The 15,644-nt window shown below is 42.1% G+C and carries 16 protein-coding genes and 3 pseudogenes; 3 read left to right on the top strand and 16 right to left on the bottom strand.

Features of this window, described 5'->3' with window-relative positions; all coding sequences use genetic code 11:
- Positions 1 to 65: 65 nt before the first annotated feature.
- The 7 genes and pseudogenes from NSQ23_RS11000 to NSQ23_RS11030 form a co-directional block, all read right to left on the bottom strand.
- Positions 66 to 755 (bottom strand): annotated as a pseudogene (locus NSQ23_RS11000) (IS3 family transposase).
- Positions 756 to 935: 180 nt separating this feature from the next.
- Positions 936 to 1,223, bottom strand: a complete 288-nt coding sequence (locus tag NSQ23_RS11005) for a transposase (protein ID WP_339170735.1) — start codon at positions 1,221 to 1,223, stop codon at positions 936 to 938.
- A gap of 88 nt (positions 1,224 to 1,311) precedes the next feature.
- Positions 1,312 to 1,676: pseudogene (locus NSQ23_RS11010) on the bottom strand (hypothetical protein); the annotation flags it as partial.
- Positions 1,677 to 1,821: 145 nt separating this feature from the next.
- The gene (locus tag NSQ23_RS11015) at positions 1,822 to 2,586 is read right to left on the bottom strand and encodes an alpha/beta fold hydrolase (RefSeq protein WP_339170737.1); all 765 of its coding nucleotides are present in this window, start codon (positions 2,584 to 2,586) and stop codon (positions 1,822 to 1,824) included.
- 91 nt (positions 2,587 to 2,677) lie between these two features.
- Positions 2,678 to 3,958 (bottom strand): RNA-guided endonuclease IscB, encoded by a 1,281-nt coding sequence (gene iscB / locus NSQ23_RS11020; protein ID WP_339170738.1) that lies wholly within the window; start codon positions 3,956 to 3,958, stop codon positions 2,678 to 2,680.
- Positions 3,959 to 4,297: 339 nt separating this feature from the next.
- Positions 4,298 to 5,356: a 2,3-butanediol dehydrogenase gene (locus NSQ23_RS11025; protein ID WP_339170739.1), complete on the bottom strand. Its 1,059-nt coding sequence runs from the start codon at positions 5,354 to 5,356 to the stop codon at positions 4,298 to 4,300.
- Positions 5,357 to 5,538: 182 nt separating this feature from the next.
- Positions 5,539 to 5,850 (bottom strand): annotated as a pseudogene (locus tag NSQ23_RS11030) (RNA-guided endonuclease TnpB family protein); the annotation flags it as partial.
- 97 nt (positions 5,851 to 5,947) lie between these two features.
- Here NSQ23_RS11030 and NSQ23_RS11035 point away from each other — a divergent pair.
- Positions 5,948 to 6,352 carry a nucleotidyltransferase domain-containing protein gene (locus tag NSQ23_RS11035; RefSeq protein ID WP_043968371.1) on the top strand — a complete coding sequence of 135 codons (405 nt, stop codon included), beginning with the start codon at positions 5,948 to 5,950 and terminating at the stop codon, positions 6,350 to 6,352.
- Positions 6,345 to 6,752, top strand: coding sequence for a DUF86 domain-containing protein (locus NSQ23_RS11040; RefSeq protein WP_042896001.1), 408 nt, complete (start codon positions 6,345 to 6,347; stop codon positions 6,750 to 6,752). The genes NSQ23_RS11035 and NSQ23_RS11040 overlap by 8 nt, the downstream gene beginning before the upstream one ends.
- A gap of 41 nt (positions 6,753 to 6,793) precedes the next feature.
- On the opposite strand, the gene NSQ23_RS11045 is transcribed toward NSQ23_RS11040, so the two are convergent.
- From NSQ23_RS11045 to NSQ23_RS11055, 3 genes are all read right to left on the bottom strand, one after another.
- Positions 6,794 to 8,008, bottom strand: a complete 1,215-nt coding sequence (locus tag NSQ23_RS11045) for a hypothetical protein (protein ID WP_128999913.1) — start codon at positions 8,006 to 8,008, stop codon at positions 6,794 to 6,796.
- A 577-nt stretch (positions 8,009 to 8,585) separates the two neighbouring features.
- Positions 8,586 to 9,089: a GNAT family N-acetyltransferase gene (locus NSQ23_RS11050; RefSeq protein WP_339170740.1), complete on the bottom strand. Its 504-nt coding sequence runs from the start codon at positions 9,087 to 9,089 to the stop codon at positions 8,586 to 8,588.
- Positions 9,061 to 9,522 carry a GNAT family N-acetyltransferase gene (locus NSQ23_RS11055; protein WP_318274958.1) on the bottom strand — a complete coding sequence of 154 codons (462 nt, stop codon included), beginning with the start codon at positions 9,520 to 9,522 and terminating at the stop codon, positions 9,061 to 9,063. The genes NSQ23_RS11050 and NSQ23_RS11055 overlap by 29 nt, the downstream gene beginning before the upstream one ends.
- A 297-nt stretch (positions 9,523 to 9,819) precedes the next feature.
- Between NSQ23_RS11055 and NSQ23_RS11060 the strand changes: the two genes are divergently transcribed.
- Positions 9,820 to 10,866, top strand: a complete 1,047-nt coding sequence (locus tag NSQ23_RS11060) for an IS630-like element ISBs2 family transposase (RefSeq protein ID WP_150825609.1) — start codon at positions 9,820 to 9,822, stop codon at positions 10,864 to 10,866.
- Between the two features lie 59 nt (positions 10,867 to 10,925).
- Here the strand turns inward: NSQ23_RS11060 and NSQ23_RS11065 are convergent, their stop codons facing one another.
- The 6 genes from NSQ23_RS11065 to NSQ23_RS11090 all read right to left on the bottom strand — a co-directional run bounded on the left by NSQ23_RS11065 (position 10,926) and on the right by NSQ23_RS11090 (position 15,220).
- The gene (locus NSQ23_RS11065; protein WP_033025400.1) at positions 10,926 to 11,801 is read right to left on the bottom strand and encodes a hypothetical protein; all 876 of its coding nucleotides are present in this window, start codon (positions 11,799 to 11,801) and stop codon (positions 10,926 to 10,928) included.
- A 564-nt stretch (positions 11,802 to 12,365) separates the two neighbouring features.
- Complete coding sequence (locus tag NSQ23_RS11070; RefSeq protein ID WP_309138159.1) at positions 12,366 to 13,118, bottom strand: uridine phosphorylase; 753 nt, start codon at positions 13,116 to 13,118, stop codon at positions 12,366 to 12,368.
- A 48-nt stretch (positions 13,119 to 13,166) separates the two neighbouring features.
- The gene (locus tag NSQ23_RS11075) at positions 13,167 to 13,670 is read right to left on the bottom strand and encodes an IS630 family transposase (protein WP_339170741.1); all 504 of its coding nucleotides are present in this window, start codon (positions 13,668 to 13,670) and stop codon (positions 13,167 to 13,169) included.
- Entirely contained in the window at positions 13,663 to 14,226 is a 564-nt protein-coding gene (locus tag NSQ23_RS11080) for a winged helix-turn-helix domain-containing protein (protein ID WP_339170743.1), read from the bottom strand. Before NSQ23_RS11080 ends, NSQ23_RS11075 begins: the two co-directional genes overlap by 8 nt.
- A 62-nt stretch (positions 14,227 to 14,288) precedes the next feature.
- Positions 14,289 to 14,774, bottom strand: coding sequence for a GNAT family N-acetyltransferase (locus tag NSQ23_RS11085; RefSeq protein WP_339170744.1), 486 nt, complete (start codon positions 14,772 to 14,774; stop codon positions 14,289 to 14,291).
- A gap of 158 nt (positions 14,775 to 14,932) precedes the next feature.
- Positions 14,933 to 15,220 (bottom strand): hypothetical protein, encoded by a 288-nt coding sequence (locus NSQ23_RS11090; protein WP_339170745.1) that lies wholly within the window; start codon positions 15,218 to 15,220, stop codon positions 14,933 to 14,935.
- Positions 15,221 to 15,644 lie beyond the last annotated feature (424 nt).

Below are 15,644 nucleotides of genomic sequence, written 5' to 3' on the forward strand. Positions count from 1 at the left end.
GTAAACCCTTCCCCTTCTCAAGAGGAAAGATGCCTCTTATATCGTGACTTTGTGGAGAGAAGAGTTCACTGCTTTTTGCCTTGCTGATGCATCTTCTCATACGCCATCGGAGACATGTACCCGTTTTCCGAATGAATTCGTTGGGCATTATAAAAACATTCCAGGTATTCGAAAATTCGCTGTTTGGCTTCTCCTCTTGTTGTAAAGGTTTCGTGGAAAATCAGTTCCTTTTTGATGATGCTATGAAACGATTCCGCACATGCGTTGTCATAACAGTTTCCTTTTCGACTCATGCTGGTTTGCATTCCGTGCTGTCGTAAAATGGCTTGATACTCGTTCGATGCATATTGGCTCCCTTGATCTGAATGGTGAATCAGACCTGGTTGAGGCTTTCTCTCGTTGATGGCCCGATTTAATGCTTTGATCACTCACTCTTTTGTCATTCGCTCGGAAAGACACTAGCCAACGATTTTACGAGAAAACAAATCCATGACCGAAGCTAAATACAGCCATCCTTCTTTCGTCCAAATATACGTGATATCCGCTACCCATACTTGATTCGGCTCATCTGCTTCAAACTGCTGATTCAATAAGTTGGGATACACAGGCAAATGATGCTTCGAGTTTGTGGTTACCTTATATTTTTTCTTTGTTTTTGAACGAATATCACCATCTTTCATGATTCTGGCGACCGTTTTTTGAGATACCTTAACCCCTTGTTTCGGAAGGATTTTTGTGATTTTTTGGACTGCCATACGTTTCTCTTGACTCGATATGAATCTTTTTGATTTGCTTTTTCAATGCTTCCTGTCTTTTCTTTTGTTGACTTTCTGGTCGTTTGACCCATGCATAGTATCCACTTCTTGAAACGCCTAAGACTTCACACATCTTCGCCACGCGAAACTCCTTTCTATGCGTATGAATGGATGCATAAATTACTTCTGATTTTTGGCGAAGATGCTCATGGCCTTTTTTAAGATCGCGTTTTCCTCCTCCAGATCCCGAATGCGTTTTTGAAGTTCATGCTTTTCACGATCTTCCGGCTTGAGGTTTCCACTCCCCACAAAGCTATGCTCATCATCTTTTTTATAATCTGCGACCCATTTATGAAGAGTTTTTGGCGAAATATCGAGTTGTCTTGCGGTTTGAGCGACCGCCTTTCCTTCCTCGACCACTAATTTTACTGCATGTATTTTGAATTCTTTATCAAAACGTCTTGTCATTATAGACACTCCCTATGATTGATGGATTTACTGTACATTTCTCTATTCGTTGTGTCTATAATCTAGACTAACATCAATCCGCTGCATTATCCAATAAAGCGCGCACCAACGCAAACGCCGCCCGGGCGATCGCACTTCCCTCGGCTCCTCCACCCGGCCTTCGAGCGCGGCGGTCAGGCGCGGAGTGAGCGCCTCTTCCACATCGAGCGGCCGGCGTTGATCGAGCCATTCGTCGCACAACCACGCGAGCGTCTGCAGCGTGTTGAACTTCCGGTGGGCGTACCGGGCGACAAGCCCGCTATGCCGGTACATAAGCGCGTAGTCGAACAGGCGGACAAGCGTCCGAAACGGTTCGATCTCGTCCCACGAAGCCATGAGCGGCCACACCTGGGCAAGGGCATCCACGATTCGTTTTTCTTCAACGAGCAATGCGATCGGTTTGATATGATTCATACAAAGAAAACTCCCTTATTCTTTTTCCAGCTATTTATAAGTGTAGAACAAGCCCGGCAAAACAGCCACATATTTTTTCACAAAAATACCGACAAACAAAAAATGGCCTCTCCTTTGAACAGGATCAGCCATATACCGATTCGTTTTATCCGGCGTGCTTGGCGAAAAATTCGCGAGACCGTTCAATAATCATCGGTTGATCGTAATCGAGCGTCGCCACATGGTAGCTGTTTCGGAGGCAGACGATCTCTTTCTCTGTCGATGAAATACCTTGAAAGATGATGTCGGCGTTTCCCGGCGGCACGACGTGATCTTCGTCGGAGACAAAAATCAACGCCGGACAGACGATGCGATCGAGTTTCGCTTTTGTCTGTGCCATCAGCCTAGTCAGCTGAAGAAGCGAAGCGGTCGGCGTTTTCTCGTATGCCAGCTCTTTCACATCCGGATTTTTCAAGTCCGAACCGATCGAATCCAGATACCTCGGCAGCTCGCCCCCGCCCGTCATCCCGGCGGCGATGGCCGGGATGTCGACAGCGGCGTTAATCGGCACGATGCCGCAGATGTCTGGGTGATGTTCCGCCAAATAAAGCGTGAGCGTCCCACCCATCGACAGCCCGGTGACAAAAATGGTTTGGCATCGTTGTTTCAGCCATCCATATCCTTCTTCGACCGAGGCGACCCAATCGTGGAATGTCGTCCGTTCCATGTCTTCGTAATGCGTTCCGTGCCCTTTTAAGCGCGGCAGGCAAACGGTATAGCCGGCTTTCGCATACGCTTCAGCGAGCGGACGCATGCTGTGGGGCGTGCCGGTGAATCCGTGCACGAGCAGCACCCCGACCGGCCCGTTTTCGGCGTAAAACGGCTCGGCGCCCGAGAGCACGCCCGAGAGCACCGGATATTGTTCGCTCATCTTCCTCTCCCCCTTATCTAGTCAAATCCGTTCCTCTCACGAAACTTACGCAAGGAAGCCCCTGCCTTTAGGCACGGGGAGGAATTGCACCTTACGCAATGTTCATTCCCTCCCTTCGATATGTGTATCCGTCGAATCGCTGAATGACTTGGACATATCTATAATTTATTCCTTGTGCGATACGTTTACCGTCCTTACCTTTAATATCGAAACTTCCAGTCTTTCTGCATGATACTTCGCCAAACCAAACGCCTTGATATTTCCCTCTTGGGATAACAGCCTTAACCATGTCCCCTGTTTGGAAGCCAAAGAAGAACTTTTGTCTTGCAAGATAACCTCTTGGGAAGCCATATCTATCTAGGTTTGTGCGTGAACGACTACCACGCCCCTTTGCTCTAATGAATAACACTTCTTTTGTTTTGAAATATAAGTGATTTGTTGTGCTTTCTCCCACGCAACAAGCGTCAAAATAGTGTGTTTTCGGCAAGTCTAAACGAATACGATTCATTTTTGTTCGTGCACCTGTTCCACACTCGACATCTAATCCTGTCTGCTTTAACACTTCATACGCTTTCCATCTTGTCGAGTTGATAGCACTTGCATCCTTTAATGATTCTTTGACTTGCTTTTGAATGTGCGGATACCCGAATTCTTCTGCTGTCTTACTTCCTTTGCGCTGATTACAGTCATGACAGGCAAGACATAGGTTATCCACTCGGTCTGTTCCACCTCTCGATTTTGGAATGATATGCTCCACTTCAAGTGGAACATTTTCTTTTCCGCAATAACAACACTTCCGCCCAAACTTTTCAAGCAAGTATTCTCTTACTTCGTATCCTTGAAGCGTGCCTTGTTGATACTCAATGCCGCTGATTTCAGGATTTCGCATGAGTTGCGTGTCGAATTTGGTATTTTCGTATGATATATACCCAATGGGGCATAACTTCTTTAGGCGGTTAACCCATGTTTGGATATTTTGCACGCGACTCTCTAGTGATGGCGGCAACCACCCGTCTTTTCTCCTACGATTAAGAAAACGTGGTTTTCTGTATCGAGTTTTTCGATTTCGTCTTGCTCGACGGAAAGCACGCCTTTTATCCATTCTTTCCTTGATGTCTGTGCGATGGTCAAGTTGCCCTAACCATACCACTTCTTGTCCTCGCAAAATCGCTAATCCTGTATGCCTGCTTCCATAGTCGATTTTTAGCCGATATGTTGCTTTAATTTCTGATTCGTCTACTGATTTTTTCAAGATGATGGTAAATGGAAATCGCCTGTAAATCGCCGCCTTCCCTTGTTTCAACAGCTTTCTTGCAACTGCTTCGTGACAAGGAGCAAGCGGACACTTATTTGTGTCTAACACAAAAACCATAGGGTCCTCCCCTTTCCTCTGCTTACGCAGGTCATATTCTCCTCGACCATGTTATAGATGCTTGTTATGTGCAAGACACTAGCGCCACCCACCACGCTTGTTTAACCTTGCACGACAGAGGAACGGGCTGGAGAAGCACCCGAACGTGTCATGACATCTATAACGTAGGCTCTGTTTCAAGCCTTGGTCTGGTCAACATGGGGCTTACAAGCCCATGACTTTAGTCATTGGGTTGTTGACCAACCGTGTTTCAATGAACGGCCGCTTCATCCGGTAAATAGGGGATGGCAATCAAACTTAACAAATAACTAAAAAGAAGAATAGTCTCGCTTTTTTGCTTTATTTGGATGGATTGACCAAAATTTTAATTTGATTTTTGTTCTTCGTTAACGCCTCAAAACCTTCTGATACGATTTCATCTAAGCTGATATATTTGGTGACTAAATCCAATGCTTTGATTTGGCCGTTCGCAATTAGTTGAATGACTTGCGGGAAAATGTTACGATACGCAATAATGCTTGTCATTTTCCTTTCTGTCAAAATAAGATTGTTCAACGGAATAGCTGCCGCCTTTTCCCAAATGCTGATATTTACCACATTTCCTTCCATTTTTGTAGATTGAATCGCTGCGTTTAACGCTGCATCAATTCCAGCAACTTCAAATGTTACATCTACCCCTAACCCATCTGTATGAGATTTGATTTCGTTCACAACGTCTTTTTCTAACGGATTGATGACAACATCCGCTCCCACTTTTTTGGCAAACTCCTGACGTTCAGGTGAAATTTCCGCTGCGATAATTTTACTTGCCCCCGCCGCTCTTGCTGCCTGAATCACAAGCAAGCCGATAGGTCCTGTTCCAAATACCGCAACCGTATCTCCAAGTTTTAAATCGCTTTGACGAACGGCATGAACAGCAACCGCTGTAGGCTCTACCAGCGCTGCTTGCTCCCAAGACATTTGTTCAGGAATTTTATGCACCATGCTGGAAGGAACAACGCTGTATTCCGCAAATCCTCCATAACCGCCAGACAAACCAACAAACCCTAATTTTTCACAAACATTGTAATGCCCTTTTTTACAAGACGCACACTCACCGCAGCTGTAAATCGGTTCTACGCACACGCGGTCCCCTACTTTTACGTTTGTCACCCCTTCACCGACTTCTACTACTTCCCCTGCATATTCATGTCCCATCACAATCGGTGCTTTATCTTTTGAAAGCGGATGCGGTTCACTTACAGGAACAAAAATCGGGCCTGCCAAATATTCGTGCAAATCGGAACCGCAAATCCCACAGTACGCAACTTTAATTTTCACTTGTCCCTTTGCCGCTTTCGGTTCCGGAATCTCCTCTACTCGAATATCTCTTGCGTTATACCATCTTGCTGCTCTCATATTAAACACTCCTTCTATTTTTTAGTGTCATCGACATGTTTCTACAATCTTTTGTAAAATTCCTGCATCATTTTTACACGAAATTTGAACATTTTGTAAACGTTTTATGCTCTATTTGAACTACCACTAGGCTAAAGCCATAGTGGATTCCTAAGTACAGAGTTCTATCGAACTCTAATTGATTAGGCTATCCCCGTAGTTCCTACGGTTAATCGCAAGGCTTCCTTGCGAAGATTTAAACTTGCGTTAATATCCCGGTCATGATGGGTATGACAATTAGGACACTCCCATTCACGCAATCCAAGATTTTTAACGTCTTTATTTTTATAGCCACAACATGTACAAAGCTGACTGGATGGAAAATTTTTCGCCACCGTTACAACTTGCTTTCCGTACCATTTCGCTTTGTATTCCAACATCGTTCTAAATTGTGACCATGATACTTCACTAATAGCTTTGGCTAATTTATGGTTTTTCAACATATTAGATACTCGGGCGGTGACAGGCACCGATCCTCACGTTTTTCCTTAGTTTCGACAGGTGACAGGCACAAACGAAAATAATATAATTGGAAATAGGAGGAATGGTGGCATGACGGAACAAATGGAACAAATCATAGTCGAAATGTTAAAAGATGCAGTCTCCCCATATGTTATTTATTTGTTCGGTTCAGCAGCAACAGGACACGTTCGTCCCGATAGCGATATAGATATTGCTTTCTTAAGCGATAAACGATCGTTGGATCATTATGAACGCTTTATGCTTGCACAACAATCGGCAGAGCGATTACAACGAGACGTTGACCTCATCGATTTAAAGCAAGCGAGCACCGTTTTTCAAGCACAAATCGTCAGTAGCGGCAAAGTCATCTATTGTGCAGACGAACAAAAAAAAGCGGAGTACGAATGGCGAATTCTGAAAATGTATGCGAAGCTAAACGAAGAACGAGCAGAAATTTTGCGAAACATTGCTGAAAGTGGGTCGGTTTATGATTAATGATGTCATCTTAAATAAAGTAAGTGTGGTTGAACGGTGTCTGAAGCGTATTCAGGAAGAATACGAAAACAATCCAAAACATTTGGAGAACTACACAAAGCAAGATTCCATTGTCCTCAATCTTCAACGAGCGTGTGAAGCGAGCATTGACTTAGCAATGCACATCGTCGCGCAAAAAAAGCTCGGACTTCCACAAACAAGCCGAGATGCTTTTACTCTTTTAGAACAACACGGCATCATCTCTCCATCCCTATCGCAAAAAATGAAAGCGATGGTCGGATTTCGCAATATCGCCGTGCATGACTATCAAGAACTGAATTTGACCATTTTACAAAAAATACTCGACAGCCATTTAACAGACTTTACTGAGTTTACGAAAGCAATTGTTGGACAAAAATAGGCGGTGCGAATATGCACCGCCTTAGCAACCACTTTCTAATCCTAATCCCAATGCTTCTTCCACTCATCTAAAAAGGCAGGGAGACGATGTTGATGCGGCACGATAAAACTTTGAAAATAGAAGTCCCATTTGTTCGGCTCTTTGAGAATGTTCGTGTATACATGCTCGATTTCTTTAATAAACACAATGGCGCGTCGATAGGCGGAACGCTTTCTTTCCGCAAGTAACGCTTCGACGATTCGTTTATAGTATGCAATCATTTCAAGTGGATAGTGCTTGTTCAAATACCGTTCATATGTTGATGGGCTGGAATAATCAAAAGCACGCGAACGTTTTGTCACATAGTGGAGCAGCGCTTCGCTATTTCCTTCGCTGTAGTCAATTTTCGCTTTGAGGAAAGCGTGCACAGGATGGCTTTCGAGCCAATCGTACAATTCTTGTTTCACTGTTTCTTTTTGGTTTGGCGGTGCGTATACAATCGCTTGTTGATACAGCTCATAAGAAGGACGATGGAAAAAGTGTTGTTTCAATAATTGAAGTGCTTTTTCCTTCTCTCCCATTTCATCGTACCGCTTGAACAAATAGGCATACAAGCCGTCTAGCGCCCCTTCTCCCTCTTTCAGTCCCTTCTCCGCAATTTCCAATGCTTTATCCCGATCGCCTTTTTCCTCCAAAAATAAAGCATATTCGACATAATCGCTTCCATAGCGAAGCTGCTGAGCCCGTCTTTGTTCATATGTATGCGCATCATCAAGCTTGTAGCGATAAATATCTAATATGAGCGACTGATAGTATCTATCCCCCAATGATTCTAAATAATCGACGATCGTGCGCCAATGTGTTTCAGTAGAAGCGATTTGCTCGATCCATTCCCATATCGCATCCTCAAATCCTGAGTTACCTTCTAAATATTGCTCCATTAACGCATGAATCATTTCTTCTCTAGCGCCTTCAGGAAGATGTCCGTCTTGAAGGAGCGCGAGGATTGTTTCCATATGTTCGTAAACAATGTCTTCTTCTTCCTCAGGTCCACCACCATACATATTAAATTCCTTAATAATACCGATTGCTTCCGCAAATTTCTCCCGATATTCGCGGTTATGTTTTTGTGCCGTTTCTTTGGCTGTCAAGCACCCATTTCGTTCCAAAAAATCAAGCACCCGTTCTTGAACACGCTTGTCCGATCGAATTAAGTTCAACACAAGCTCCAACAATTCGTCACGAGAAAGCCGCTGAACAATTTTCTGTATATTCATGCGCACCATTCCTTTCACTGTTTCCCGTCTGTTCGTTCTACAACACCATCTTAGCATATTCTTTTGCCTTTTGTGCAAGGTGCAGAGGTAGCGGCATTAACGTGTCCATATCATCGTATTGCAAGCTCGTTTGATTTTGCATTACTTCAACTTTGTTCGGCTTACCATCACTGTCAAAGAAAAACCTTCTATAACGGCTCTTCCTTATTTGTCGCATATGACCGAAAAGTATACGAATGCTTTTGAATGTCCTCAATCGAATCGCCGTCTACAAGTTTTACGTCCCAGCAAATAATTTGATGCACGAAATTTAAAGAGTGATTGAAATCTTCCTCATTAGTTAAATAACACAGCATGAGTCCGGTTCAATACCGAACTCATACAAAAACCATTCCCTGAAATATTCAGCGTCGGACTTTTCTTGTCTTTCATATTGGACAGCACAAACGTATAAATCTTTTCTGGAGCCCATTTCGCGATCAGCTCCTCAAGCAACATCGAGGCAATAACCTCCGGAAATCCGGTGAAAAAATAAACACGGTCTACCTCTTCCCCCCTTTTTCCTCATTCGTACAAGCTATGACAGCAATTTTGCCATGCAATATTCATCGACGTATCGACCGTTGATATTCAGCGAATGGCGCTTGACGCCTTCTTGTTCAAACCCCATCTTTTGGTATAACGAAATCGCAGGGGCATTGTCTATCACGACGGTCAGTTCAAGGCGATGAACGCCTTTTTCCCGCGCCCATCGCTCCAGCTCTGTCAGCAGCATCGTGCCGACTCCTTTTCCCCGAAAAGCGGCAAGCAGCCCGATGACAGTGTAAACGGAATGTCGGTTTCGTCTTGCAAATCCCCCCCTTGCCAATAAATAGCCGACCAACTCCCCTCCGTCCATCTCGGCAAGCAATATAGTCGCGTTGTCTTCGTTCGTGATCGCTTCGAGGTGACTGCGCTGCTGTTCGGGAGTGAGCTTGCGTTCCCCCGCTTCAAACAGCAAATAGTCCGACTCCGACTCGACTTGCAAAATGAGCGCGGCGAGCCGTTTGGCATCATCGACCGTTGCGTGGCGAATGTTCAATGTTGTTTCCCCCTTCCAAATACTTTGTTGCCAACTCCGCGCTTTGATAGCGGGCGAGCGCCGTCTTCGCTTTGCGAAAACCTGTTTGCATATAAAACGGCTCGTTTCCGGTCGTGGAAATAAGATGGACACACGACACGGACTCAAGCTGCGCAAGCAAATCTTCCACAATCGCCTTCCCGATGCCTCGACCTTGATCATCGCGATGAACGACGACGTCATAAATCGCCGCATTAAACACGCCGTCAGAAAGGGCGCGACCAAATCCGACAAGGCGGCCTTCGGAAAAGGCAAGCGCCACGATATTGCTCGCTTGAAACACGCGCTGAATGATTTCTTCCGTATGTTTCGCCCAACCAACGGATTCGTATATTTCTTTCATTCGGTTCCAATCAGCATTTTGCAAATCGCGCTCAATATGCCATCTTCCCATATCCTCTTCTCCCTCCCTTTTCGACAGTAGCTCGGTGTAATCACCAGTTCTGTTCTGCACCCTTCCGTATCGGTACAAAATAACGGCATTTGCTAGAACGAAACAAAACAACAATGAGATAAAACATCTCCCGTGATGTTTCTTCTCCCCTTATAAATCGAAAATCTCCGTCAATTCTATTGTACTGAAATGTCACAGAAAATGTTGTCGAATATTGTATATAAATTGAAATAAAGGTTTTCTCCCGTTCCACGGCGAATAAATACAAAGAGAAAATAGGGGAACGGAGAGAAAACTATGATGCCAAATCACAAAGACGAGATCGAAAAGTTGTCCACTGCCATGAAAGAAGCAAAAAGTAAACGAGCATATGAACGCTACCAAGCGATTTATCTTCATTTGCAGGGATATACCAAAGGAGAAATCGCAACGATTATTGGTCGATCCAAGAAAACTATTTATAACTATATTCATGCCTACGCCCAGCGCGGTCTTGATGGACTGGAGATGAAATACTCACCTGGCGCCCCACGTCGATTGACCCCTGAGCAGGAAAAAGAGCTGGCTTTGATCATTGAACATCAGCTCCCCGTAGATGTGGGATTCGAAGCAAAATATAATTGGACGCTTGCGATAATCGCTGAACTCATTCAACAAAAGTGGGGGCCAACATACACGCTTCGCGGAACAAGTGACATTCTGCATCGGTTAGGGCTAAGCTATACGAAACCGACCTATACACTAGCCAATGCCGATGAAGAGAAACAGAAAGAATTCGTCGAAATCACCTTCCCTGAAGTAAAAAAAAAACTGGTAGATGGGAACATCGCCCATGTCCTCTTTCAAGATGAGTCGATGATTCGTGATTACCAAGCGATTCAAAAAACATGGTTTGTCAAAGGAAAACAACGAATCATTCCGACGTTTGGAAAACATCAAGGGCTGAAGCTGATTGGCACGTTGAACTACGAAACAGGGGAAGTGTTTTGCATCGAAGAAGAACGCTATGACGCGGAAACATTTCTTCGATTTCTTCAACTTGTGTTAGAACGCTATCCCACAGGCAAAATAGTGATGATTTTAGATAACGCTCGAATTCACCATGCCAAACTCATTCAGCCATTTTTAAAAGAACACGAAGATCGGTTAGAGCTCGTCTTTTTGCCACCATACAGTCCGCAATTGAACTTGATTGAAGGGCTATGGAAATGGCTGAAATCAGACGTGATTTACAACGTGTTCTATTCGAGTGTGCAAGAAATTAGAAAGAATGTCCAAGCCTTTATTCAGCGAATCAACCAGAAACCAGAACAAACGATCGATCGTTTGTGTGTTCAGTTGTAAATCTTTAATTCAACTTATATAAATAAAAATGGCAAAAAACTGAATCCGCTTGCGTGCAATCATATACACATTTTTAAAAGTTCTTTTAATTGTCCCCAACATTGATTTTCTTGCCAATATTTATTATTCGCTGTCGATGGATGTGGCAGAGGAATGATATATATTTTTTTATCTTTTACCTTTAATACCGTTTTAAAAGCAACGGAGTTTGAATAAGTTCCCCCAGCTTCTATATTAAACTGATAATCTCCGTTCCTTTTTATTCTAATATTTATATTAACCTTCTTATTTTCAGTATGTAATATATTAAAATCGTCCTCTAAAGTTGCTCCTTTGTTAAAGATTTTTACTAAAAAATAAGTTACTTCTTCAGAAAAAGAGAATATAAAACATTCATTTTTTATTTGATTTATTCTTTCTTCAAGGAATCTGAACTCAACTTCTTCAAAATATTTTATGAACGAACCCTTACTTCCTAAACCACTTACCTTATTATCATGATCGACTAATACAGTTTTGACTAGTTCTGTAAAACAAAAATCTAGTTCTCGCCCTTTAATTTCCGCTAGCAGCCTATAAATCTTATCTAATCTCTTATATATACCCGTACCGGATTGAATAATTTTTTTATAGAAATCATTGCAAAAGGTATTCCAATCTTGCTTCGATCTATCGTATTCCTGCTTTAAATACTTATTAACTAATCCATATACTGTAGATACAAACATGACAGAAGGTTTACTTCCAAAATTCTCGGTTAAGATATCTGGGCATGGAGAACAGCCTGTATTAATTTCTCTTATTATGTTATCAATAGAAAAATATTTTGCGTCTAGTAAATTTAGACCGGCTCTGTCATTTGTATTTAGATTTATCCAAATTTCATCATTGATCTTATCATCCATTTTTAATTTTAATTTATTGGTAAATGCCATGTACCCCTTACTCCTTTGTAATTTTTTTATTTACTTATTCTTCTCGATTAGCTTTAATTCCTTCTTAAACTAAACTGTCTTATTATGCCCCAGTTGACCTAAAAAAGAAGAAGATCAAATGACCTTCTTCTTGAATACTTTGGTGACAGATAGGTTTCTACTGCTATCTCGAAAATATGAAATTGTAGAACATGAAGATTTGAAACGTTCGATTTGTTGTCAATCAAGCCAGCTCCTTATTAAGCTTATAATATGAAAGCAGCCAAGTGCATACTTTTTATATAATTCATTTGCATGTTAATGAGCGGTTTCCTCCCTCTATAAATGTTAATATATCAACGGTTGTAGCCGTTTCAGGGGTGTCAAAAAATATTTTTCGACAAAGTTCCTAACATTATTTCTTAAATATATGTATATCTTACATTGGGTGGGTACACTTCGTGGCCACTACTGGTTAAATTTGGTTGTAGTAGGGGAAGCGTATGGGATGCACCGTGGATCTCTGCATCGCTGATGATGACGAACCCTCCCATGTCTCTTGGCATCTTAGTGGAATAAAAGATTTTATAATCTTGATAGATATAATGCGAGTTCTCTTATCTTTTCATCAGTTTTTTCCTTTATCTCATCTCGTCTTTTATTAGGCGAATAGAATGTATCTCTTTTTATAATATGGTCAGAAAGATTGAGTAGTCCAATTGCTTTTTTATTAAACTTCCTCGCAACAGCTAGAGTTGTAGCTGTTTCCATATCAACCCCTATATGACCACTTTTAGCCCATTTTTGAACCATTTCACTTGTTTCTACCATGATTGCACCCGTTGTAAAGACGGTTCCGGTTACATAACTATATCCCCTGTCTTCACAAAAGTTAATTGCTGTCTCTATAAGTTCTCTATCAGATTGTACTGTTTGTTGGTCTGGTAGATACCAATGTGAAACACCATCTGCCATTTCAGCAGCGGTTACAATTAAAATATCACCAAACTGTACATCATGAGATAGACCACCAAAGTATCCCGTCTGAATGAAAATATCGGTTCCAAGAGATGCAAATTGATGACATATTACTGCAGCACTTGGACCTCCAAATACATTAGCAAATCCGATTCTTTGATTATTTAATTTCCCTATAATTGAATTCCAATGAGGTGTCCATATATCCTTAACAATCTTATCTTTCCATATCGTTAGGTTTTTTTCATATTCCCAAGCACCATGAATAATAAATGACTTTGGAACATCCTTTTCTTCTATATTAAATGCTTTTAGCCAATCTTTCTTTGTAAATTCACCGTATAATTTCAAGATTATCACTCCCTAGATGGTGCTATATACATCCAATTTAAAATTTTAACCTCTGGTTCACGCAGTACACCCGATGCGGCGCAACACCTCATCCGGGTGTTGTAGAACGTATTGTTCAAAGCGAGTAATGGACTGGGCAATGTCATTTTGATCCTTGTGAAAAACGTTGGCAATCACCTCATCTTTCAACCACTTCCATAACCGTTCAATTGGGTTCAACTGTGGAGAATACGGTGGCAAAAAGATGAAATGAAACGCATCGCCTTCCTCGCCATTAAGAAAGGCTTGCACCATCTTGGCATGATGAATACGCGCATTGTCCAATACAAGCACGAGGAATCGATCAGCATATTTCTCTTTCAATCGGCGCAAAAAGTCAAGGAACGTTTCGGCATTGGCGGATGATGCACGATGAAACACCACATCGCCTTGTTGAACATCGACGGCGCCAAAAATAGAAACGTGGGCGTGGTGACCGTAGCTCGGCACGTGTTTTTGATTCCCTACTTCTGCCCATGTCGTACGTAGCGCTTGATAAGCACGAACATGTGTCTCATCCACATAAAACAGCATGGCATTCTCGGTAATTAGTTTTTTTTATAAATTCAAGTTCTCTTTGAAAAGCAGCTTGACGCTTAGCGTCTCCTTTGACGAGCTTATACGTCGGGCATGTCCATGACAAACGCAAACGATGCAACAACTTGCGAATACCTTCCCGTGACATGGAAACACCATAGGTTTGTTGAATGTAAGATTGTAAAATGCGCGTGTTCCATGATGAAGCGATGCCCCAGCCAGCATCCAAAGGTGTGGTGGTTAACACGAGTTGTCTGATTTCTTGTTGTTGTTCTTCCGTAAGAAATGGCACACGACCAGGCGGCAACCGACGATCGAGTAGATGATCGAGCCCACCTTGATTAAAACGTGCAACGTAGATGGTAACGGATTGACGGCATACGTTGACCATTTTGGCCACATCTTTACCGAGGTGACCTTCCATGACAAGACGAACAGCGGTCACCCGAACGCGAAGAGAAGCATCTTTGGTTTTCCGTTCTTGTTTCCGAAGTGTTCGAGGTGTCCAACCGTGATCATTTGTGATTTTCAAACGTTTCATGCCAATTCCGCTCCTTTTGTATAGAAATATTTAGGAGCAGTATAGCCATGAAAAAAAGGTGTTCATACAGACATCAGTTGTTTAACAAGCATCAGTTCATCCCGAATCGGAATGCCGTCTGCGCTAAAGAGCGGAATGCTCGGTTTAATTTGTCTTGCTTTTTCCACGGCATTCGGGAAGACTTTAACAATCTGGTAGCCTCGTTTTTGATAAAATCGCAATGCGCGCAAATTATCGTTCGTAGTAATTAGGCGAATTAAGGCACATCCATGCTGCGCGGCGAATGCTTCCACTTGTTCCAAAAGAGCGCTGCCGATCCCTTGGTTTTCAATCACACTGTCTAGTGAAACAATCTCGCATTCCCCTTTATGGATGACAAAGGTGATTAGCCCCGCTATTTCCCCGTTGTCTTGGAGAGCGGCAAAACCGTCCAGCTCGCTGCAATCATACACTCCCGTTGAAACAACCATTTGCGGACTTCCCCAATGGGCATTAAAAAACTTCTGCACTGTCGAATGGTCAGCAAGATGAGTAGGGATGATGTTCATATTAATCTACCTTTCATGTCTGATTGATGTGTATCCTAATCTTCAAACTCGGTCAAGTCCTGATTATTGTGTAAAATTTCGCTCTCGTTCCAACGAATTTAGGCCTTGGGAAAATTAAACAGATCTTTGCCGTTTCTTTTTACACAAAAACTCGGACTTCATCTCATTTCTGGATATAAATACATATAGTAAAGATTAGTATTGGTATTACTCACATAAATAAAACCTTCATAATCACTAGGAATAATAAAATATTCATATCCTTTATCTTTGTTATAGAAGTCACTTTCTTCAAAATAAGATAAGTATAAGTTTTGATAATCATTTTTAGCAGCCTCTGAAAATAATTCTTTTCGTCTTATCTTTTCTAAATCAACATTTTTAAGTCTGATGGTATTGTTTTTACCTTCAGATATTAATATATTATAATTCCTACGTTTTGCCAAAAAATCACCTTTCCAATAAATTGAAATACCATTATTTTTTCTATCTACATTTAATGCATCCGAATTAAGTGGTAGAGAATAATATATAATTCCTACTCCTACGCATGAAAAAAAAGTGAATACACTTACGAACAGTGCCTGGCACTGTTCGCTACATTCGATGGTTTTGTCGTTAACTATTGTAGCAAAGGGACGTTTTGTTTGCCTAACAAAAAACTGTCCATAAAACTATACTAGCACCAGTATCATATTGTCCAAACTGATGAACATAAACCCACATAACAGTAAAAAGAAGCCCAGGCAAGAAACGTAAACGCCTGGGTGTGACAGTAGCGATCATTCATAATGAAATCTCTTCCAATCTTTATGTAAATTGTAAATAAGGATTAATCTAAGGAAATGTTCTACCTTATGAGTGATCCTC

Origin of the sequence: Anoxybacillus sp. FSL W8-1294 (genome assembly GCF_037965005.1) — a bacterium.
Classification (GTDB): Bacteria; Bacillota; Bacilli; order Bacillales; family Anoxybacillaceae; genus Anoxybacillus; species Anoxybacillus flavithermus_G.

What these genes read in the sequence shown, in the direction of transcription:
- NSQ23_RS11015 (WP_339170737.1), bottom strand. Translation starts at nt 2,586, where the DNA reads ATGAGCGAACAATATCCGGTGCTCTCGGGCGTGCTCTCGGGCGCCGAG.
- NSQ23_RS11040 (WP_042896001.1), top strand. Translation starts at nt 6,345, where the DNA reads ATGATTAATGATGTCATCTTAAATAAAGTAAGTGTGGTTGAACGGTGT.
- NSQ23_RS11035 (WP_043968371.1), top strand. Translation starts at nt 5,948, where the DNA reads ATGACGGAACAAATGGAACAAATCATAGTCGAAATGTTAAAAGATGCA.
- NSQ23_RS11025 (WP_339170739.1), bottom strand. Translation starts at nt 5,356, where the DNA reads ATGAGAGCAGCAAGATGGTATAACGCAAGAGATATTCGAGTAGAGGAG.
- NSQ23_RS11005 (WP_339170735.1), bottom strand. Translation starts at nt 1,223, where the DNA reads ATGACAAGACGTTTTGATAAAGAATTCAAAATACATGCAGTAAAATTA.
- NSQ23_RS11045 (WP_128999913.1), bottom strand. Translation starts at nt 8,008, where the DNA reads ATGAATATACAGAAAATTGTTCAGCGGCTTTCTCGTGACGAATTGTTG.
- NSQ23_RS11055 (WP_318274958.1), bottom strand. Translation starts at nt 9,522, where the DNA reads ATGGGAAGATGGCATATTGAGCGCGATTTGCAAAATGCTGATTGGAAC.
- NSQ23_RS11080 (WP_339170743.1), bottom strand. Translation starts at nt 14,226, where the DNA reads ATGAAACGTTTGAAAATCACAAATGATCACGGTTGGACACCTCGAACA.
- NSQ23_RS11060 (WP_150825609.1), top strand. Translation starts at nt 9,820, where the DNA reads ATGATGCCAAATCACAAAGACGAGATCGAAAAGTTGTCCACTGCCATG.
- NSQ23_RS11085 (WP_339170744.1), bottom strand. Translation starts at nt 14,774, where the DNA reads ATGAACATCATCCCTACTCATCTTGCTGACCATTCGACAGTGCAGAAG.
- iscB (WP_339170738.1), bottom strand. Translation starts at nt 3,958, where the DNA reads ATGGTTTTTGTGTTAGACACAAATAAGTGTCCGCTTGCTCCTTGTCAC.
- NSQ23_RS11065 (WP_033025400.1), bottom strand. Translation starts at nt 11,801, where the DNA reads ATGGCATTTACCAATAAATTAAAATTAAAAATGGATGATAAGATCAAT.